At 71.5% G+C, this 19,885-nt stretch carries 18 protein-coding genes and 2 pseudogenes; 10 read left to right on the forward strand and 10 right to left on the reverse strand.

What is annotated here, in order from left to right; translation table 11 throughout:
• Positions 1 to 5 precede the first annotated feature (5 nt).
• The 5 genes from sdhA (at position 6) to WA762_RS28375 (ending at position 4,928) form a co-directional block, all read left to right on the forward strand.
• Positions 6 to 1,766, forward strand: a complete 1,761-nt coding sequence (gene sdhA / locus WA762_RS28355; RefSeq protein ID WP_335939361.1) for a succinate dehydrogenase flavoprotein subunit — start codon at positions 6 to 8, stop codon at positions 1,764 to 1,766.
• The gene (locus WA762_RS28360) at positions 1,766 to 2,524 is read left to right on the forward strand and encodes a succinate dehydrogenase iron-sulfur subunit (RefSeq protein WP_335939362.1); all 759 of its coding nucleotides are present in this window, start codon (positions 1,766 to 1,768) and stop codon (positions 2,522 to 2,524) included. The genes sdhA and WA762_RS28360 overlap by 1 nt, the downstream gene beginning before the upstream one ends.
• A 365-nt stretch (positions 2,525 to 2,889) precedes the next feature.
• Complete coding sequence (locus tag WA762_RS28365; protein WP_335939363.1) at positions 2,890 to 3,075, forward strand: hypothetical protein; 186 nt, start codon at positions 2,890 to 2,892, stop codon at positions 3,073 to 3,075.
• 371 nt (positions 3,076 to 3,446) lie between these two features.
• On the forward strand, positions 3,447 to 4,037 hold the full coding sequence (locus tag WA762_RS28370; RefSeq protein WP_335939364.1) for a hypothetical protein: 591 nt from the start codon (positions 3,447 to 3,449) through the stop codon (positions 4,035 to 4,037).
• A 156-nt stretch (positions 4,038 to 4,193) separates the two neighbouring features.
• Positions 4,194 to 4,928 carry a TetR/AcrR family transcriptional regulator gene (locus WA762_RS28375; RefSeq protein ID WP_443080703.1) on the forward strand — a complete coding sequence of 245 codons (735 nt, stop codon included), beginning with the start codon at positions 4,194 to 4,196 and terminating at the stop codon, positions 4,926 to 4,928.
• A gap of 135 nt (positions 4,929 to 5,063) precedes the next feature.
• On the opposite strand, the gene WA762_RS28380 is transcribed toward WA762_RS28375, so the two are convergent.
• From WA762_RS28380 to WA762_RS28390, 3 genes are all read right to left on the reverse strand, one after another.
• Complete coding sequence (locus WA762_RS28380; RefSeq protein WP_335939365.1) at positions 5,064 to 6,620, reverse strand: ABC transporter substrate-binding protein; 1,557 nt, start codon at positions 6,618 to 6,620, stop codon at positions 5,064 to 5,066.
• 187 nt (positions 6,621 to 6,807) lie between these two features.
• On the reverse strand, positions 6,808 to 8,274 hold the full coding sequence (locus WA762_RS28385; protein ID WP_335939366.1) for a metallophosphoesterase: 1,467 nt from the start codon (positions 8,272 to 8,274) through the stop codon (positions 6,808 to 6,810).
• Between the two features lie 30 nt (positions 8,275 to 8,304).
• Complete coding sequence (locus WA762_RS28390) at positions 8,305 to 8,550, reverse strand: SCO4848 family membrane protein (protein WP_335939367.1); 246 nt, start codon at positions 8,548 to 8,550, stop codon at positions 8,305 to 8,307.
• On the opposite strand from WA762_RS28390, the gene WA762_RS28395 reads away from it, so the two are divergent.
• Positions 8,489 to 9,940: a D-alanyl-D-alanine carboxypeptidase gene (locus WA762_RS28395; RefSeq protein WP_443080704.1), complete on the forward strand. Its 1,452-nt coding sequence runs from the start codon at positions 8,489 to 8,491 to the stop codon at positions 9,938 to 9,940. The two genes, WA762_RS28390 and WA762_RS28395, sit on opposite strands and share 62 nt — an antisense overlap.
• Here WA762_RS28395 and WA762_RS28400 read toward each other — a convergent pair.
• Positions 9,888 to 10,829, reverse strand: a complete 942-nt coding sequence (locus WA762_RS28400) for a YihY/virulence factor BrkB family protein (protein ID WP_335939369.1) — start codon at positions 10,827 to 10,829, stop codon at positions 9,888 to 9,890. The genes WA762_RS28395 and WA762_RS28400 overlap by 53 nt on opposite strands.
• Before the next feature lie 141 nt (positions 10,830 to 10,970).
• On the opposite strand from WA762_RS28400, the gene WA762_RS28405 reads away from it, so the two are divergent.
• From WA762_RS28405 to WA762_RS28415, 3 genes and pseudogenes are all read left to right on the forward strand, one after another.
• Positions 10,971 to 12,320 (forward strand): FAD-binding oxidoreductase, encoded by a 1,350-nt coding sequence (locus WA762_RS28405; RefSeq protein WP_335939370.1) that lies wholly within the window; start codon positions 10,971 to 10,973, stop codon positions 12,318 to 12,320.
• Positions 12,321 to 12,545: 225 nt separating this feature from the next.
• Positions 12,546 to 13,139 (forward strand): annotated as a pseudogene (locus tag WA762_RS28410) (SDR family NAD(P)-dependent oxidoreductase); the annotation flags it as partial.
• Between the two features lie 393 nt (positions 13,140 to 13,532).
• A pseudogene (locus tag WA762_RS28415) lies at positions 13,533 to 13,685 on the forward strand (decaprenylphospho-beta-D-erythro-pentofuranosid-2-ulose 2-reductase); the annotation flags it as partial.
• Positions 13,686 to 13,798: 113 nt separating this feature from the next.
• Here WA762_RS28415 and WA762_RS28420 read toward each other — a convergent pair.
• Positions 13,799 to 14,389: a 2'-5' RNA ligase family protein gene (locus WA762_RS28420; RefSeq protein WP_335939371.1), complete on the reverse strand. Its 591-nt coding sequence runs from the start codon at positions 14,387 to 14,389 to the stop codon at positions 13,799 to 13,801.
• Positions 14,390 to 14,534: 145 nt separating this feature from the next.
• A complete protein-coding gene (trpS, locus tag WA762_RS28425) occupies positions 14,535 to 15,548 on the reverse strand; it encodes a tryptophan--tRNA ligase (RefSeq protein ID WP_335939372.1) in 1,014 nt (337 codons plus the stop codon).
• A 245-nt stretch (positions 15,549 to 15,793) separates the two neighbouring features.
• Here trpS and rocD point away from each other — a divergent pair, with 245 nt between their 5' ends.
• The gene (rocD, locus tag WA762_RS28430) at positions 15,794 to 16,999 is read left to right on the forward strand and encodes an ornithine--oxo-acid transaminase (RefSeq protein ID WP_335939373.1); all 1,206 of its coding nucleotides are present in this window, start codon (positions 15,794 to 15,796) and stop codon (positions 16,997 to 16,999) included.
• A gap of 100 nt (positions 17,000 to 17,099) precedes the next feature.
• On the opposite strand, the gene WA762_RS28435 is transcribed toward rocD, so the two are convergent.
• The 4 genes from WA762_RS28435 to WA762_RS28450 form a co-directional block, all read right to left on the reverse strand.
• On the reverse strand, positions 17,100 to 18,335 hold the full coding sequence (locus tag WA762_RS28435; RefSeq protein WP_335939374.1) for a glutathionylspermidine synthase family protein: 1,236 nt from the start codon (positions 18,333 to 18,335) through the stop codon (positions 17,100 to 17,102).
• Between the two features lie 6 nt (positions 18,336 to 18,341).
• Positions 18,342 to 18,626 (reverse strand): hypothetical protein, encoded by a 285-nt coding sequence (locus WA762_RS28440; RefSeq protein ID WP_335939375.1) that lies wholly within the window; start codon positions 18,624 to 18,626, stop codon positions 18,342 to 18,344.
• Between the two features lie 235 nt (positions 18,627 to 18,861).
• Entirely contained in the window at positions 18,862 to 19,257 is a 396-nt protein-coding gene (locus WA762_RS28445; RefSeq protein ID WP_335939376.1) for a VOC family protein, read from the reverse strand.
• Between the two features lie 181 nt (positions 19,258 to 19,438).
• On the reverse strand, positions 19,439 to 19,651 hold the full coding sequence (locus tag WA762_RS28450) for a hypothetical protein (protein WP_335939377.1): 213 nt from the start codon (positions 19,649 to 19,651) through the stop codon (positions 19,439 to 19,441).
• Between the last annotated feature and the right edge of the window lie 234 nt (positions 19,652 to 19,885).

Consider the following 19,885-nt stretch of genomic DNA (forward strand, 5'->3'; position numbering starts at 1 on the left):
AAATCATGCAGATCCACAAGTACGACACCGTCATCGTCGGCGCCGGCGGCGCCGGTATGCGCGCGGCCATCGAGTCCACCAAGCGCAGCCGCACCGCCGTGCTCACCAAGCTCTACCCCACCCGCTCCCACACGGGCGCCGCGCAGGGCGGCATGGCCGCCGCGCTGGCCAACGTGGAGGAGGACAACTGGGAGTGGCACACCTTCGACACGATCAAGGGCGGTGACTACCTGGTCGACCAGGACGCCGCCGAGATCCTGGCGAAGGAGGCCATCGACTCCGTCCTCGACCTGGAGAAGATGGGCCTGCCGTTCAACCGCACGCCCGAGGGGCGGATCGACCAGCGCCGCTTCGGCGGTCACAGCCGCAACCACGGCGAGGCCCCGGTCCGCCGGTCCTGCTACGCCTCGGACCGCACCGGCCACATGATCCTCCAGACGCTGTACCAGAACTGCGTCAAGGAGGGTGTGGAGTTCTTCAACGAGTTCTACGTCCTCGACCTGCTGCTCCAGGACGACCCCGAGACTGGGCTGAAGAAGTCCGCGGGCGTCGTCGCGTACGAGCTGGCGACCGGCGAGGTCCACGTCTTCCAGGCGAAGGCGATCATCTTCGCCTCCGGCGGCACCGGCAAGTTCTTCAAGGTGACGTCGAACGCGCACACCCTGACCGGTGACGGCCAGGCCGCCGCCTGGCGCCGCGGCCTGCCGCTGGAGGACATGGAGTTCTTCCAGTTCCACCCGACGGGCATCTGGCGCATGGGCATCCTGCTGACGGAGGGCGCCCGCGGTGAGGGCGGCATCCTCCGCAACAAGGACGGCGAGCGCTTCATGGAGAAGTACGCGCCGGTCATGAAGGACCTCGCGTCCCGTGACGTCGTCTCCCGCTCCATCTACACGGAGATCCGCGAGGGCCGCGGCTGCGGTCCCGAGGGCGACCACGTCTACCTGGACCTGACCCACCTGCCGCCGGAGCAGCTGGACGCCAAGCTCCCGGACATCACCGAGTTCGCGCGCACGTACCTCGGCATCGAGCCCTACACGGACCCGATCCCGATCCAGCCGACCGCGCACTACGCCATGGGCGGCATCCCGACCAACGTCGAGGGCGAGGTGCTGGCCGACAACACCACCGTCGTCCCGGGCCTGTACGCCGCCGGCGAGGTCGCGTGCGTCTCCGTGCACGGCGCCAACCGCCTGGGCACCAACTCGCTGCTCGACATCAACGTCTTCGGACGCCGCGCGGGCATCGGCGCCGCCGAGTACTCCGCCAAGGCCGACTTCGTGCCGCTCCCGGAGAACCCGGCGCAGCTGGTCGAGGAGCAGATCGAGCGGCTGCGCAACTCGACGGGCTCCGAGCGGGTCGCGGCGCTCCGCCAGGAGCTCCAGGAGTGCATGGACGCCAACGTGATGGTGTTCCGCACCGAGCAGACCATCAAGACGGCCGTCGACAAGATCGCCGAGCTGCGTCGGCGCTACCGCGACGTGTCCATCCAGGACAAGGGCAAGCGGTTCAACACCGACCTCCTGGAGGCCATCGAGCTGGGCAACCTGCTCGACCTGGCCGAGGTCATGGCGGTCTCCGCGCTCGCCCGCAAGGAGTCCCGCGGCGGTCACTACCGCGAGGACTACCCGAACCGCGACGACGTCAACTTCATGCGCCACACCATGGCGTACCGCGAGGTCGCGGAGGACGGCACGGAGTCGATCCGACTCGACTACAAGCCGGTCGTCCAGACCCGCTACCAGCCGATGGAGCGTAAGTACTGATGGCAACCCCGACTCTGGACAAGGTCGAGGCGCAGTCCGCCGCCTCGCCGTACATCACGGCGACCTTCCGGATCCGCCGCTTCAACCCCGAGGTCTCCGACGAGGCCCAGTGGCAGGACTTCCAGGTCACGATCGACCCGAAGGAGCGTGTGCTCGACGCCCTTCACAAGATCAAGTGGGACATGGACGGCACGCTGACGTTCCGCCGCTCCTGCGCCCACGGCATCTGCGGCTCCGACGCGATGCGGATCAACGGCAAGAACAGGCTCGCCTGCAAGACGCTGATCAAGGACATCAACCCGGAGAAGCCGATCACGATCGAGGCCATCAAGGGCCTCACGGTCCTCAAGGACCTCGTGGTCGACATGGAGCCGTTCTTCCAGGCGTACCGCGACGTCATGCCCTTCCTCATCACCAAGGGGAACGAGCCGACCCGCGAGCGCCTGCAGTCCGCCGAGGACCGCGAGCGCTTCGACGACACCACCAAGTGCATCCTGTGCGCCGCGTGCACGTCCTCGTGCCCGGTGTTCTGGAACGACGGCCAGTACTTCGGCCCGGCGGCGATCGTCAACGCGCACCGCTTCATCTTCGACTCGCGCGACGAGGGCGGCGAGCAGCGCCTGGAGATCCTCAACGACCGTGACGGCGTGTGGCGTTGCCGCACCACGTTCAACTGCACGGACGCCTGCCCCCGTGGCATCGAGGTCACCAAGGCGATCCAGGAGGTCAAGCGGGCGCTGATCACGCGCCGCTTCTGACCCCCGCCGGCCCGACCGGCGCACCGGCGACACCGGGCCCCGTTCCCCGCGACACCCTCGCGGGGAACGGGGCCTTCGTCGTACCGGGAGGGGCGGCGGGGGCCTGACGAGGGCGGCGGCGGGAGCGACGGCGACGGCGGGGCGGGCAGCCGGGCCAGGGCGGCGGGCGGGGCGGGGCGAACCGCCGCCGGGGCGTGTGCAGTTGTGTGCGACACCGTCAACCGGGTGCGTGTCGTCGTCAAGACCACCCGCTCGGAGGTCCCCCGCACGAGGACGGTACCCGCACATATCCGCACATCGCCGGTGTACGCGTACCTGCTGTCCCTACGGTCTTGTTCCTCACCTACCGCAACGGGGGCCCGCGCATGACGACGACCACGGCGTACGAGGCGGACGGCGGCGGCCGTACGCGCGCCACCCGCCCGGGGACCGCCATCCGTGCGGGGAACACCGTCCGCCCGGGGACCGCCATCCGTGCGGGGAACACCGTCCGCCCGGGGGCCGTCGTCCGCTTCGGGTCCGGGTACGGGCGCGCGGCCGGGCGGCGGTGAGCGCTTCGGCCCGGCCTCTCCCCCACCCCGCGCGCCACCCGCGCACCCCACCCACCGAAAGCAGGAGGCGCAGTGCAGTGTTCCAAATGCGGACGCCAGATGAGCCGGAACGTCGGCGGCTGGTGGACCTGCTGGAGCTGCGGCAACACCCAGCCCGGCCACCGGGAGGCCGGTGAGCCTTCCCCGTCGCACCGGACGTGCGAACCCGTCGCGGACCGGCGGGCGCCCCGGCATCCCGCCCCCGTGCCGGATGCGGGCCCGCTTGCTGCGCCGTCGCGGTCCGGGCGGTACGGTCGTGCGGAACGGAAGACGGTGTGCCACCACCGGCGCGGCAGAGCCGGGGACACAGGCTTGATCGAGAGCGGGGAACGTTGAGCGATCCGAATCCGCACGCGGACAACGCGTACACCTGGGGCCCTCCCCAGCAGGGCGGTCCGCCCACCGGCCCGGGCGGCCAGGGCGTCGGGCCCGCGCCGGGCGCTCCGGCCTACGGGTACCCGCAGCCGCTGCCCGAGTCCGCCGTGCAGCCCGGCCCCGCCTACGGCTACCCGGCGGGCGTCGCGCCCCAGCCGGTCATGCCCGGTTACGGCCACCCGCAGCCGGGCGCACCGGCGGCCGGCGCGCCGATGCTCGTGCTCGGCGACATCACCGTGATGAACGACCAGATCGTGACGCCGGTCGGCACGATGCCGCTCAAGGGCGCGGTGTGGACGGCCACGGACCTGTCGCACACCGAGGAGCGGATCCCTACGGTCGCCATCGTGCTGGCGATCGTCTTCGCGCTGCTGTGCCTGGTCGGTCTGCTCTTCCTCCTGATGAAGGAGAAGAAGACGACCGGCTTCATCCAGGTCTCGGTGACCAGCGGCGGCAAGCACCACTCGACGATGATCCCCGCGACCGGCCCGGAGACCTTCCCCTGGGTCATGTCCCAGTTGAACTCGGCCCGGGCGATGAGTGTCTGACGGTTCGTCGGTCGCGCTGATGGCCGCGCCGGTCCGTCGGCGCGCACCCCGGGAGCGGCCGTCGCGGCGGTGCTCCCGAGCCTCCCCGGCGGCTCCCGCCCGGCGACGGCATGACGCCGGGAGCCGGGGGCCGGCCGGGGCGGATACGCTCGGTGTGTGGCGAAGGAAGTGAAGGACCCGGCGGAGACCGGGGGGCCCCGGGAGAAGGACGCCAGGGTCCCCAAGAGCGAGCAGACCCGGACGCTCATCCTCGAAACCGCGCTCCGGCTCTTCCAGGAACGCGGTTACGACAAGACGACGATGCGGGCCATCGCCCAGGAGGCGGGCGTCTCCGTCGGGAACGCCTACTACTACTTCACCAACAAGGAACACCTCGTCCAGGGCTTCTACGACCGGCTCGCCGCCGAGCACGAGGCGGCGGTCCGGCCGGTCCTCGACGGCGACCGGGACCTCTCGGCGCGGGTGCGCGGGGTCCTGCTCACCTGGCTGGACGTGGCGGAGCCGTACCACCGTTTCGCCGCGCAGTTCTTCAAGAACGCCGCCGACCCGGAGAGTCCGCTCAGCCCCTTCTCGGACGACTCGGTCGCGGCCCGCGAGGCCGCGATCTCCATTCACCGGCGGTGCCTGGCCGGGTCCGACACCAAGGCCGACCCCGAACTTGCCGAGCTGCTCCCGCAGTTGATGTGGCTGATGCAGATGGGCCTGGTGCTGTACTGGGTGTACGACCGCACGGAGGGCACCGAACGCAGCCGCCGGCTGGTCGAGCGCGCCGCCCCGATCTGCGCCCGGGCCATCGCCCTGTCGCGGTTCCGGGCCCTGCGGCCGCTGGTGCGGCAGATCCACGAGGTGCTGGTGGAGTTCCTGCCGGGCGCCGCGCGACGCGGGGCCTGAGGGCCGCGGGGCGCCGGTCCCGAGCGGTCCCGCGGCGCGGCGGCGGGCGGCCCGGGGCCCGCCCGCCACCGGACGGGGTCGCCCCGAGGCCGGCGGGGCCGTGCGCGCCCGGTCCGGCGCGCACGGCCCGTTCGGTCAGATCCGGCCCAGCTCCCACAGCCGCCAGATGCCGGTGCCGTTCGAGAGGTACTGCGAGCCGGAGACCGCGGTCTTGCTGACGACGTAGTCCTTCTTCTGCCACAGCGGCACCAGCGGCACGTCGTCGCCGACCAGCGCCTGGAGCTCCTTGTAGTCCGACGAGGTGCGCCCGCGGTCGCCGTACTGGAGCGTGGACGAGATCAGGGAGTCCATCTTCTTGCTGGAGTAGCCGTTGTGGAGGCTGTTCTGGCTGCCGACGAGCGGCTGGCTGAACGTGTCGGGGTCCGGGTAGTCGGGGAACCAGCCGATGGCGTACGCGTCGTACTTGCCCGCCGCGTACTCCTTCTGGAACCGCTGCCACTCGACGGACTTGAGGGTGACCTTGAACAGCCCCTCCTTCTCCAGCTGGCGGCGGATCTCGGCGCTCTCCTTGACCGACGCCTCGTTGCCCCGGCCGTAGGCGATGGTGATCGCCACCGGGGTCTGCGCACCGGCGTCCTGCAGCAGCTTCTTGGCGCGCTCGGAGTCGGGCGAGGGGTAAGCATCGAAGAACGGCGTGCTGTGCCCGATGACGCCCTGCGGGATCAGTGAGTAGAGGGGCTCGACGGTGCCCTGGTAAACGTCGGTCACCAGCGGCCCGCGGTCGAGGACCGAGGCGACCGCCTGCCGGACCTTCTTGTCGGCGAACGGGGAGTCGGGGCGGACGTTGAAGACGAGGAAGCGGATATCGGCGCTGTCCGCCTCGGTGACGCGCAGATCGGGGTCGCCGGGGTTCAGCTCGGCGAGCGCGGACGGCGGGAGCTGACGGTGCGTCACCTCAAGTTCGCCGCCCTTCCAGGCCGCCAGGAGCTCTTCCGACTCCTTGTAGTAGTGCACGGTGACCGGGACACCGGTCTTCTTCACCGCACCCTTGTACTGCGGGTTGGGGACGAGCTCGGCCAGCCGGCCCGGCCGGTACGTCTTCAGCAGGTACGGACCGGAGCCATCGACGGTGTTCCCGGCCCGGAGCTTGTCCGCCGGGTACGACTCGCGGTCGACGATCGAACCGGCCCCGGTGGCCAGCTTCTGGGGGAAGGTCGCGTCCCGCGAGGAGAGGTTGAAGGTGATGGTGCGGCCCTCGGTCACCACGTTCTTGAGGCTGGGGAACAGCACCCAGGGGCCGACATCCGTCTTGATCTTGATCATGCGCTCGATGGAGAACTTGACATCGGCGGCGGTGATCTCACGGCCGTTCGAGAAGTGCAGGTCGTCCCGGAGCCTGCACTGGTACGTCTGGAGCTTCTGGCCGATGAACTGGCAGCTCTCGGCGGCGTCGGGCTCGGGCACGGTCGCGCCGGGCTTGAACGTCAGAAGTGACTGATAGACGTTGCTGTACAGCGCCCAGGAACCGACGTCATAGGCCCCGGCCGGATCGAGCGAGGTCACCTCGTCCGTGGTGCCGACCGAGATCGGGTCGTTCTTCGCCTCGTCCGAGGGAAGCAGCTGCCAGGCCACGACGCCTGCGATGACCAAAACCGCGAGAAGCGCGAGAATCCGTACCCGGATCGACCGCATGGACGTGCTCTCCCTTTACCAGCCCCACCTCGGCAGCGTGCGCAGACACGCCCTACCGCATGCTCGCGTTCACCCAATCACACGGTTTTCACATCTGGAAGACCAAAACTGGTACTCATAGCCTTTTGTTCGGCACTTGAAACCTTGGGCGGTTCGGCATGGTCTGTAACAAGACAACGACGGAGCGTCAGGTCTGACGGGAGGCGAGTTCCACGACGGTGATGTCGGAGGGCGCGCCCACCCGGACCGGCGGCCCCCAGGCGCCCGCGCCCCGGGTGACGTACAGCTGGGTGTCGCCGTAGCGGTCGAGTCCGGCGACCGTGGGATTGGCGAGCGCGGCGACGAGGTCGCCCGGCCAGAGCTGACCGCCGTGGGTGTGTCCGGAGAGCTGGAGGTCGACGCCCCAGGCGACGGCGTCGTCGATGACGACGGGCTGATGGGCGAGGAGGACGGAGGCGCGCGCCGGGTCCCGGTCGCCGAGCGCGGCGGCGAAGTCGGGGCCCTGGCCCTCGGATTCACCGGCGATGTCGTTGACGCCGGCGAGGTCGAATCCGTCGATCTCGACCCGGGCGTTCTCCAGCGGGTGGAGGCCGAGTTCCCTCACCCGGTCGACCCAGGGGGCGGCGCCGGAGTAGTACTCGTGGTTCCCGGTGACGAAGTAGCTTCCCCGGCGGGCGTCCAGCAGGGCCAGCGGCTCGGCGGCCGGGCCGAGGTCCTCGACGGTCCCGTCCACCAGGTCGCCCACGACGGCGACCAGGTCCGGCCGGGTCCGGTTGATCGTGTCGACGATCCGCCGGGTGTGGGCACGGCCGAGGATCGGACCGAGGTGGATGTCGCTGACGACGGCGATCCGGAAGCCGTGCGCGGAGCGCGGCAGCCTGGCGAGCGGGACGGTGATCCGCTTCACCCGCGGCCCGCGGAGCACGCCGTAGGTGCCGTAGCCGACCGTGCCGAGCCCGGCGACGGCGGCGGCGCCCCCGACCGCCCGCGCGACGAACAGCCGGCGCGAGGGGCCGGGGGCGGTGCGTCCGGAGCCGGCGGAGGCGTCGGCGGGTGCGGGAGTGGGCGCGCCGGGTGCGGCGGAGGCGCCCGGAGCGGCGCCGGACGCGGGAGTGACGGGAGCGCCCGGAGCAGCGGGCGTGCCGGGTGCGGCGTCAGGTGCGGGTGCGGCGTCAGGTGCGGGTGCGGCGTCGGCGGCCGCGGGGCCGGGGCCCGTGACGGCGGTCACGGCGGCCTCCGCCGTCACGGGCCCGGCGGAGGCCGCCGTGACCGTGACGGGTACGCCCCCGCCCTGCTCCGGCGCGGCCCCGCGCCGTTCCCGTGCGGCGTCGCGTCGCGCGAGCGCCCGGCGCAGTACCGGGCGTACCGCCTCGCCCACCAGCAGGGCGAGCGTCAGATACAGCACCGCCGCCAGCCACAGGAAGCCCGGCCAGGCCAGTGCCTGCTGGAGCGGGAACGGCGCGCCGACGCGGCCGGAGACCAGGGCGCCGACGGTCAGCAGCGGCAGCAGGTACGCGGCGGCCGTGCCGGCCCGGCGCAGGGCGCTGCCCTCGGCCGTGGTGTCGCCGACGAGGCGCCGCCAGAGGTAGCGGTGCACGCCGGCCAGCAGCGCGAGCACCACGATCACCGTCAGCGCGAAGCCCGCCACCGCCATGTGCGTCTCTCCCGTCGTCCGGCCGGCCCGTTATCCGCGCTCGCGGCGCAGGGCCCTGACACCCCGGAACCCGATCACTCCCACGGCCGTCCCCAGAAGAAAGGACGTGATGGCGAGCAGCAGATGCACCCAGAAGTACGCAGTCGGGTCACCCGCGTCGTCGAAGGCGAGCCCGCTGGCGTCCTTCCACAGGTTCTTGACGAAAGTGATCCAGATGACCCAGCTCCAGACCCCGAAGGCGAGCAGGAACCAGGAGACGGGGCGGCTGAGCTTCATGGAATCAGTATCTCCGCCGCGCTCCGGAGGAGTCGCCCGGGGTGGGCCGTCCCGGCGTCGGCCACGGCGGGTCAGGCCATCCGTACCCACATTCATATCTTCGCCCTGTACTTTTCCGATCGTGCCCGCACTCAAGAAGGCCGTGCTGACGGTCGCATCCGCCGCGCTGTTGACCGCACTCGCCGCCAGTCCGGCGGCGGCGGAGGACGAGGACGCCGTCGAGAAGCAGCCGAAGCCGCCCGCCCATATGTCGCAGGTCGGCGGCGAGCTGCTGGGCCGGGCGGGTACGCAGGTGAAGCTGGGCGCCGGGGCCCCGGTCCTGCCCAAGGGCCTCACCGGCAGGTCGTGGATCGTCGCGGACGCGGAGAACGGCCAGGTGCTCGCCTCGCACAACGCGCACTGGCAGCTGCCTCCGGCCTCCACCCTGAAGATGCTCTTCGCGGACACCGTGCTGCCCAAGCTCCAGCCGAAGACCCGGACGTACACGGTGCGGCCCGAGGATCTCGCCGGCGTGGGCGAGGGCAGCAGCCTGGTCGGGGTGAAGGAGAACCTCAGCTACACGGTCCACGACCTGTGGCTGGGGGTGTTCCTGCGGTCGGGCAACGACGCGGTGCACGCGCTCGCCGCGATGTACGGCGGCGTCCCCCGCACGGTCAAGGACATGCAGGCGCACGCCGAGGAGCTGCAGGCGCTGGACACGAGGGTGGTATCGCCCGACGGGTACGACGCCCCGGAGCAGGTCTCCAGCGCGTACGACCTGACGCTGTTCGCCCGCAGCGGGCTCCAGAAGGCGGACTTCCGGGAGTACTGCTCGACGGCCGAGGCGGACTTCCCCGGCGAGGCGAAGAAGAACGGGGAGCGCGAGACCTTCGAGATCCAGAACACCAACCGGCTGCTCACGGGCGCGGACGGGGTCTCCCCGTACAAGGGCATCGCGGGCGTCAAGAACGGCTACACCACCCACGCGGGCAACACCTTCACGGGGGTGGCCGAGCGCGACGGCAGGGTGCTGCTCGTCACGGTCATGAACCCGTCGTCCGAGGAGCGCCACGCCGTCTACAAGGAGGCCGCCTCCCTCCTGGACTGGGGCTTCGAGGCCACCGGCAAGGTGACCCCGGTCGGCGAGCTGGTGCCCCCGAAGTCCGCCGCGACCGGCACGGGGAACGACGACTACAGCGGCACGGGGAAGGGCCCCACGGCGAACGGCACGGCCGGGGGCCACGGCGGCCCCTCGCACGCCGCCGGGGCCGCGGCCTCCGGGGGCGGCGACGGCGCCGGGGTCGCGCTGGGGATCGCCGCGGGCGCGCTGGCGCTGGTGGGCGGCGGGGCGTTCCTGATCAACCGGCGCTGGCCGCTGCCGGACCTGGTGCGTCGCCGTTCCCGTCACTGACGGGCGTGGTGTCCGGCCCGGCGTCCGGCCCGGACTCCCGACTGCTCGGCGTCGCCGTCCAGGCGGCGCAGAACAGCAGCAGCCTGGCCGTGAAGTTGAGCCACAGCAGGAGCGCCACCGGCACCCCGAAGGCGCCGTACATGCTCTTGCCGGCCACGCCCTTGAAGTAGCTGCCCAGCAGCAGCTTGAGCAGTTCGAAGCCGATCGCGCCGATCGCCCCGGCGACCAGCAGCCTGCGGCGCGGCGGCTCCACCCCGGGCAGCAGCGTCAACAGGTAGAGCAGCAGCAGGAAGTCGGCGAGGACCGCCACGACCATGGCGGCCACCTGGATCACCACGCCGCCCGCGCCCCGGTCCGGGATGTCCAGCAGCCGGGCGGTCCAGCCGACGGCGACCGATCCGGCCGAGGAGAGCGCGATCGTCGCGAGCGCCGCGCCGCCCAGTCCCAGCAGCAGCCCGGCGTCCTTGAGCTTGCGGACGAACGGGTTGCCGGTGTCCGCGTCGTCGATGCCCCACACGGCGCGCAGGCAGTCCCGCAGGGCGCCGATCCAGCCGATGCCGGTGAGCATCAGCACCGCACCGGCCACCACCCCGATCGTCCCGGCGTGGGCCACCAGGTCCCCGATGCCCAGCTGGTCGGAGATGCCCGGCACCTGCTCGGCGACCACGTTCTCGATCCGGTGGAGCTGGCCCTCGGTGAGCAGCGCGGCCCCGATCGCCGCGCCGACCGCGATCAGCGGGAACAGCGCCAGAAAGCTGATGAAGGTGATCGCGGCCGCGAGCCTGGTCCAGTGGACCCGGTCCAGGGTCTCGTAGGAGCGCCAGGCGTGAGTCGCCGTCAGCCGGGTGACGATCGGCCCGACGACGGGGAGTTTCTTCAGCCAGTCCATGACATACGACTACCTGTCCGGCCAGGGAAATCCGAAACCCACCTCACCGGCGAATGAGTCGAAACATAATGAATCGCCCATATAGGTGAGCACGTTGATAAATCCCTCGAATGGGTTTTCTCAGGCGATACGGTCACCATCATGTCCGTCGACACCGTGTCCCTGACCGGCTGGGGCCGCACCGCCCCGACGACCGCCCTGCGCTTCCGCCCGCGCACCTACGAGGAGGCGGCGGCGACGGTGCGCGGCTGCGGGCCGCGCGGCTCCATCGCCCGGGGGCTGGGCCGGGCCCACGGCGACGCGGCGCAGAACGGCGGCGGCTCGGTGCTCGACATGACCGCGCTGGACCGGATCCGCACCATCGACGCCGGGACCGGGCTGGTGGTCTGCGACGCCGGGGTCAGCCTGCACCGGCTGCTGGAGGTCCTGCTGCCGCTGGGCTGGTTCCTGCCCGTCGCCCCGGCCACCCGCCGGATCACCGTGGGCGGCGCGATCGCCTCCGACGTCCACGGCGCGGACCACCACGTCTCCGGCTCCTTCTCCCGGCATGTGCGCGAGCTGGAGCTGCTGACCGCCGACGGCGGGATCCGTACGGTCCGGCCCGGCACGGACCTCTTCGACGCGACCGCGGGCGGGCTGGGGCTGACCGGGGTGATCCTCTCGGCCACGTTCCGGCTGCACCGCGTCACCAGCGCGTGGATGTCGGTCGACACCGAGCGGGCCGTCGACCTGGACGACCTGCTGGCCCGGCTCTCCGGCGGGGACCACCGCTACCGCTGCTCGTCCGCGTGGATCGACCTCCAGGCCCGGGGCCGGTCGACGGGGCGCGGCGTACTCACCCGGGGCGATCACGTGCCCCACTACGCACTGCCGGCGCGCGCCCGGCGCACACCGCTCGCCCTCCGCCCGGGCCGGCTGCCGACCGCCCCCGTGCCGGTGCCCGCGGGTCCGCTCGGCCGCGCCTCCGCCGCCCTCCTCAACGAGCTCCGCTACCGCGCGGCGCCGTCGTACCGGATCGGCGAGCACCAGCGGCTGCCCGCCTTCTGCCACCCCCTGGACGGCCTGCCGTACGGCAGCCGCCTCCATGGCCGCGCCGGATACGTCCGGTACCAGTTCGCCGTCGCGCACGGGCAGGAGGAGGCGCTGCGCCGGATCGTGCGCCGGATCTCGGGGCGGCGCTGCGCCTCGCCGCTCGCGACGTTGAAGCGGCTCGGCGCGGGCGACCCGGGCTGGCTCTCGTTCCCGGTCCCCGGCTGGGCGCTCGCCCTCGATCTGCCCGCCGCCCTGCCGGGCCTGGGCCGGTTCCTGGACGCCCTGGACGAGGAGGTGGCGGCGGCCGGGGGCCGGGTGTGCCTGGCGAAGGACTCCCGGCTGCGGCCGGAGATGGTGGCCGCGATGTACCCCCGGCTGGCGGACTTCCGGTCGCTGCGCGCGGAACTAGACCCGAACGGGGCGTTCCGCTCGGACCTGTCGCGACGGCTCTCGCTCTGAGTCGGTCCGGCCCGGGCCGAGTCGATCCGGCTCGGTCCAAGTCGGTCCAAGTCGGGCCGAGCCGGTCCGTACCGTCTCTCCGTCTCTCCGTCCCGTCCCCCTTCGTCCTTCGTCCTTCGTACTCTCCCCTGTCCCGTCCGCGTCCCCCGTCCGGCCCTCGTCCCCCGTCCCGTCCGCGTCTCCCGTCCCGTCTCGTCTCGTCTCCCGTACGCAAGGAGTTTTCCCGTGAAGGACGCCTTCGGCGCCCCGCAGTCCCTGCTCGTGCTCGGCGGCACGTCGAGGATCGCCCTCGCCACCGCGCGCCGCCTGGTCGCCTGTCGAACCCGTACGGTCCGGCTGGCCGGCCGCCCCTCCCCCGCCCTCGAAGCGGCCGCCGCCGAACTGCGCGCGTACGGCGCCGACGTCTCCACCGTCGACTTCGACGCGCTCGAACCCGAGTCCCACGAGACGGTCCTCGGAAAGGTCTTCGCCGAGGGCGACATCGACGTGGTGCTCCTCGCCTTCGGCATCGCGGGCGAACAGGGCCGGGACGAGGAGGAGCCGCTCGGCGCGGTACGGGTCGCCCAGACCAACTACACCGGGGCCGTCTCCGCCGGGCTGGTGTGCGCCGGCCGGCTCCAGGCGCAGGGGCACGGCTCGCTGGTGGTGCTCTCCTCGGTGGCCGGCGAACGCGCCCGCCGCGCGGACTTCATCTACGGCTCCAGCAAGGCGGGCCTGGACACGTTCGCCCAGGGCCTGCGGGAGGCGCTGTACGGCACCGGGGTGCATGTGATGGTCGTGCGCCCCGGCGTCGTGCGCCCGGAACCGGCGACCGGCCCCGGGGCGGCGGGCGGGCCCACGGACGCGCAGGCGCCGGACTCCCCCGACTCCGGCACCGCCGGGACCTCCGGCAACGTCGGGACCACTGACACTGCTGGCACCGCCGGGACCTCCGGCAACGTCGGGACCACTGGCACCGCTGGCACCGCCGGGGTCCCCGGGACCGGCCGAGCCGTCCGGGCCTCCCAGGTCTCTCCCGCCTCCCAGGTCTCTCCCGCCTCCCGGATCTCCCGGATCTCCCGGGCATCCTCGGTCTCCCGGGTCTCCCGAGCCGCCGGGCCCGCCCGGGGCGCCGCGTCCTCGCCGCTCCGGGCGTCACGCGTCGCCGCGGTACGGGTCGCCTCGGCAGGGCTCATCTCGGCACGCCTCGCCTCGGCGCCGCTGGAGGCGCCGCCCTTCGTTTCCACGCCGGACGCGGTCGCGGCGGCGATCGTGACGGGGCTGCGGCGGCGTTCCGCCACGGTGTGGGTGCCCGGGACGCTGCGCGTGGTGATGTCGGCACTGCGGCACGTGCCGCGCCCGCTGTTCCGGCGCCTGCCGGTCTGAACGCGCGGCGCACACCGGGCACGCGGCGCACGTCTGGGGCAGGTCCGGCGCGCGGCGCACCCGGGCACGCCGAAACGCCTCAGGAGTGGCTCAGGCCCGGCCCCAGGCCCGGATCAGGACTGCAGAGACGGCTCGTCCACGGCGGAGCCGCCCTGCGCGGGCACGGCCGGCGCGCCGCCGTCGGCGCCGAACGGGAACTCGTTGATCTTGCGCCAGACCCGGTCCGCGCCCTGCTCGTACAGCGCGAACGAGCGGCAGGTCCAGGCGGCCTCGTAATCCGCCAGCTCCTCGTACGCCCGGTCCATGGCCTGCTCGGCGATGTCGTGCGCCACCGTCACGTGCGGGTGGTACGGGAACTGGAGCTCGCGCACCAGCGGCCCGGAGGCGTCCCGGACCCGCTTCTGGAGCCAGGAGCAGGCCGAGGCGCCCTCGACGACCTGCACGAAGACGACCGGCGAGAGGGGCCGGAAGGTGCCCGTCCCGGACAGCCGCATCGGAAAGGGCCGGCCCGCCGTCGCGATCTTGGCCAGATGCGCCTCGATCGCGGGCAGGTCGGCCGCCTCCGCCTCGGTCGGCGGCAGCAGGGTGACGTGGGTGGGAATGCCGTACGCGGCAGGATCCCCGAAGCTCGCGCGCCGCTCCTGGAGCAGACTGCCGTAGGGCTCCGGGACCGCGATCGAAACGCCGAGCGTTACGGTCCCCACGTCGTTCTCCTCAATCCTCGAAGATCGATGGTGCTGGATGGTGATGGTCCTGGATGGTGGATGACCAGTTTTCGGCCATCCACCACGCTGTTTTCCCCTCGCCAGTGTGACCCCTGTGGCGGCGAAACCGCCAGAGTCCTTGGTCTCAGTGCTTCGCGGGCAGAAGGCCCATCCGGTCGTACGTCCGGGCCAGGGTCTCGGCCGCCACGGCACGGGCCTTCTCCGCTCCCTTGGCCAGGATCGAGTCCAGGGTCTCCGGATCGTCCAGGTACTCCTGGGTGCGGGTGCGGAACGGTGTGACGAAGTCGACCATCACCTCGGCGAGGTCGGTCTTGAGCGCACCGTAGCCCTTGCCCTCGTACTTCTGCTCCAGATCCGCGATGCCGGCACCCGTCAGCGTGGAGTAGATGGTCAGCAGGTTGCTGACGCCGGGCTTCTCGGCCCGGTCGAAGCGGATGACGGTGTCCGTGTCGGTGACCGCGCTCTTCACCTTCTTGGCCGTGGTCTTCGGCTCGTCGAGAAGGTTGATCAGGCCCTTCGGGGTGGCCGCCGACTTGCTCATCTTCGACGACGGGTCCTGGAGGTCGTAGATCTTCGCCGTCTCCTTGAGGATGTACGGGTCCGGCACGGTGAACGTGTCGCCGTAGGTGCCGTTGAACCGCTCGGCGAGGTCGCGGGTCAGCTCCAGGTGCTGGCGCTGGTCCTCACCGACCGGGACCTGGTCCGCCTGGTACAGCAGGATGTCGGCGACCATCAGCATCGGGTACGTGAAGAGGCCGACGGTGGTGCGGTCGGCGCCCTGCTTGGCCGACTTGTCCTTGAACTGCGTCATCCGGGACGCCTCGCCGAAGCCGGTGAGGCAGTTCATGACCCAGCCGAGCTGGGCGTGCTCGGGCACATGGCTCTGGATGAAGAGCGTGCAGCGCTCCGGGTCGAGACCGGCCGCGAGGAGCTGGGCGGCGGCGAGCCGGGTGTTGGCGCGCAGCTCCGCCGGGTCCTGCGGGACGGTGATCGCGTGCAGGTCCACGACCATGTAGAAGGCGTCGTGGGTGTCCTGCAGCGCCACCCACTGGCGCACCGCGCCGAGGTAGTTGCCGAGGTGGAACGAGCCTGCGGTGGGCTGGATTCCGGAGAGCACGCGGGGACGTTCAGAGGCCATGACACCCATTGTCTCAGGTACGGAACCGTACTCCGGCAACCGGTGCGGAAGCCGCGCGACGGGCGCGGCCCGGGGGCCTGCGGACACGGTCCGGGACCAACCGTCCGGCCCGGCCCGGCGTGCGCGGACACGGCCCGGGGCCGTACGGGCACGCCGTGGATCACAGGTTTCCCCCGCGCGGTTGTGACCGACGATACAAAGTGGGCACCACCCTCCGCCCACGCCGCACGACGATCGGAGATCCCGTGTCGACCACGGAAAACGCCATCGCCTCCGCCGAGGCGCACAGCGCGCACAACTACCACCCGCTGCCCGTCGTCGTCGCCTCGGCGGACGGCGCCTGGATGACCGATGTCGAGGGGCGCCGCTACCTCGACATGCTCGCCGGCTACTCGGCGCTCAATTTCGGCCACGGCAACCGGCGGCTGCTCGACGCGGCCCGGGCGCAGCTGGAGCGGGTGACGCTCACCTCTCGGGCCTTCTACCACGACCGGTTCGCCGACTTCTGTACGCGGCTGGCCGAGCTGTGCGGCATGGAGATGGTGCTGCCGATGAACACCGGGGCGGAGGCCGTGGAGACCGCCGTGAAGACCGCCCGCAAGTGGGGCTACCGGGTGAAGGGCGTCCCGGACGGCATGGCCAAGATCATCGTCGCCTCGAACAACTTCCACGGCCGGACGACGACGATCATCAGCTTCTCCACGGACCCGGAGGCCCGCGAGGACTTCGGCCCGTACACGCCGGGGTTCGAGATCGTGCCGTACGGGGACCTGACCGCGCTCGCGGACGCGATGACCGAGAACACCGTGGCGGTGCTGCTGGAACCGATCCAGGGCGAGGCGGGCGTGCTGGTGCCGCCGCCCGGCTACCTCCCCCGGGTGCGCGAGCTGACCCGGGAGCGGAACGTGCTGTTCATCGCGGACGAGATCCAGTCGGGTCTGGGCCGGACCGGGAAGACGTTCGCCTGCGAGCACGAGGGCGTCGTGCCGGACATGTACGTGCTGGGCAAGGCGCTGGGCGGGGGCGTGGTGCCGGTGTCGGCGGTGGTCTCCTCACGGGACGTGCTCGGCGTGTACCGGCCCGGGGAGCACGGTTCGACGTTCGGCGGGAACCCGCTCGCCTGCGCGGTCGCCCTGGAGGTCATCGCGATGCTCCGTACCGGTGAATTCCAGCAGCGGGCCGCCGAGTTGGGCGAACACCTGCACCAGGAGCTGGGGCTGCTGACCGGCACGGGCGCGGTGGACGAGGTACGCGGACGCGGACTGTGGGCGGGCGTCGACATCGCCCCGCGCCACGGCACCGGCCGGGAGATCTCCGAGAAGCTGATGGCCCGGGGCGTGCTGGTCAAGGACACCCACGGCTCGACCATCCGCATCGCTCCGCCGCTGGTCATCAGCAAGGAGGACCTGGACTGGGGCCTGGAACAGATCCGCGCGGTCCTGCGCGGCTGAGACGACAGGGTACGGGAACGAGGGCGGGGCCCGCCCGGGTCCGGCCGAACCGCCGAACCGCCACACGGCGCGCGGCGGTTCGGCGGTTCGGCGGTTCGGTTCAGAGGATGACGTGGGGCAGGAAGCGGGCGTACTCGTCCGTCACCGGCCCCTCCGACTCGCGGATGCCGAGTCCGGCCGCCTCGTCCTCGACGACCCACGCGCCGAGCACGACCCGGTTGCCGTCGAAGTCCGGCAGCGGCGCCAACTCCTGGTAGCAGCACGGTTCGTCGCGCGGCACCACGGGACTTCCCGCCTCGTGGAGGGTGATCCCGGCGCCCTCCCGGCCCAGCAGCGGCTTGGCGACGTAGCCCCGGCCGCCGCGGGAGCCGTGCCCGGAGTCGCGGGAGCCGTGCCCGGAGCCCCCGGCCCGCTCCGCGAGTTCGCGCGGGCCGTCGAGGTAGGCGGCGAGCAGGTTCGGGTGTCCGGGGTAGAGCTCCCAGAGGATCGCCAGGAGCGCCTTGTTGGACAGCAGCATCTTCCAGGCGGGTTCGATCCAGCAGGTGGTGCCGGTGCCGCCGCCGTTGTCGAGGGTGTCCAGCACGTGCGGCCCGAACTGGTCGGTCGCCAGCCACTCCCACGGGTACAGCTTGAAGCAGCTGCGGATGAACCGGAGCCGGTCGTCCACGAAGCGCCCGGCGAGCCGGTCCCAGCCGATCTGCTCCACGGAGAGCGCCTCGGTGTCGAGCCCGGCCTGTTCGGCGGTCTCCCGCAGATAGGCGACCGTCATCAGGTCCTCGCCGATCTCGTCGCCCTCGGAGTGCGCGAAGTGCACCGGCCCGGCCGGCAGCAGCGCGGCCTGCCGACGCCACGCCGCGACGAGGCGTTCGTGCAGCGAGTTCCACTGGTCGGCGTCCGGGAAGCGGTCCTCCATCCAGAACCACTGCGCGCTCGCGGCCTCCACCAGCGAAGTAGGCGTGTCCGCGTTGTACTCCAGCATCTTCGCCGGCCCGGTCCCGTCGTACCGCAGGTCGAACCTGCCGTACAGCGAAGGGAGTTCGTCGCGGCGGCGCCAGGACTCGGCGATCAGCCGGGCCAGCCCGGGATCGGTGACCCCGAGTTCGGCGAAGCGGTTCTTCTCCACGAAGCGCCCGGCGGCGGCCAGACACATCGCGTGCAGTTCCTCGACGACCTCCTCCAGCGCCTCGACCTCGGGCAGCGAGAAGACGTAGTAGGCGCTCTCGTCCCAGTACGGGCGCAGCGACCCGTCCGGGTGGCGGGTGAGCGGGTAGACGACACCCTGGCCCTCGACCGTCTCCTGCCAGCCTGGACGGGGCTGTGTGGTGCGGCGCTCCATGACGGTTCAGCCGCCCCCGGTGCCCGAGCAGCCGAAGCCGCCGCGTTCGACGGCCGACTTGTTGAAGCTGCCGCCCTCCACCTTGCCGTTCTTGCTGGTGCCGCCGTAGTAGTACGAGCCGGTGCCCTTCTTGCACTGGTAGTCGGGCAGCTTCTCCCGGGTCAGCGGGTCGACGCACCGCTTGTCCGGTTCCGAGCCGCAGGAGGTGATCACCGCCGCGAGGACCCCCATGCCGCCGAGCACCACCGTGCTCGACCTCAGCCTGCGCGTGGCCTTCTTTCCGCCGGCCATGTTTCCGCCTCCCCCGAGGTATGAATCAAGCCAATGCGACCGTCCGATCAGACTACGACGCGGCCGATCGCGGCGGAACGCGGGTGCCAGGGTCGCCGCCGACGGAGAAGGGGACGGAGAGGGAACGGGAGATGGATGGGGCAACGGAACGGGAGACGGAGCCGGAGGGGCCGTCGTGCCCGGGTGACGCCTGGCCACAGGCCACCGACCCCACCCGGGCCGCGATCCCGGCTCCTCAGCTCTCCGGTGCCAGGGAGCGCAGGACGCAGAACTCGTTGCCCTCGGGATCTGCCATGACCACCCAGCTCCGGTCCGGCCCCTGGCCCACGTCCGCCCTGGTGGCGCCGAGGCCGATCAGTCTGGTCACCTCGTCCTCGGTGCTGCGGTCGATCGGGTTGACGTCGAGGTGAAGCCGGTTCTTGACGGTCTTGCCCTCGGGCACCCGGATGAAGAGCAGGGTGGGCGGCATCTGGCGGGCCCGGACGTCCTCGACGGTCGGCACCCAGGAGCCGATCTCGACCGTCTCCTCGTCCCGGTCGACCACCTTGAAGTCCAGGACCTCGCACCAGAAGGCCGCGAGCCTCTCCGGATCGTGGCAGTCGACGACCACCTCGTTGAGCCTGCTTGCCATGTCTCTCCCAGCTAGCGCGGACAAGAATCAGGGAATTGACCCATGCCATCTGCCCGGCAGATCAGGGAGCCGCCCGGGCCGGTCATGGCTACGACACTGTAGGAGACGAGACCGCCGGCGGCTAAGGAATTCTCGGCCCGACCGGAGCACTCTGATGTCCGATGTGCCAATGTCCCTCACATCACTGGATGTTGGCCGCATATTGGCAAACTTTCCGCGCAAATGCCTCCCAGTTGACGACCGATTTCACGCCTGACGAGCCCCGGAGCGCGTACGTCGGGAATTCCATGAGGGATCGCCGGGACGCATGGCGCCAGAGGATTTCAGGAAGAATGGCGGGTGCCGTGGTCGCCGTAGCCGTGGAAACTTCCGACGAGAACTTCAGCTGCGACACCCCCGGTTCGTAGAGGCACCGAGAAGCGTCGAGAAATGCTGAGAGGCGCCGAGAAGCACCGCGAAGTCGCCGCCGTCCGCGGCGCCACCACGGTCAGGGCTCGGCGGACGTGGACCGCAGCACGCGGACCAGTGCCTCCAGCGCTCCCGGCCAGGCGCTGTCGGTTGGGGTTCCGTAGCCGATGACCAGGGCGTCGCGGGCCGGGGCCGCGTCCGGGTGGCGGAAGCGTGAGAG

It is taken from the genome of Streptomyces tyrfis (assembly GCF_037034285.1).
In the GTDB taxonomy this organism is placed as follows: Bacteria; Actinomycetota; Actinomycetes; order Streptomycetales; family Streptomycetaceae; genus Streptomyces.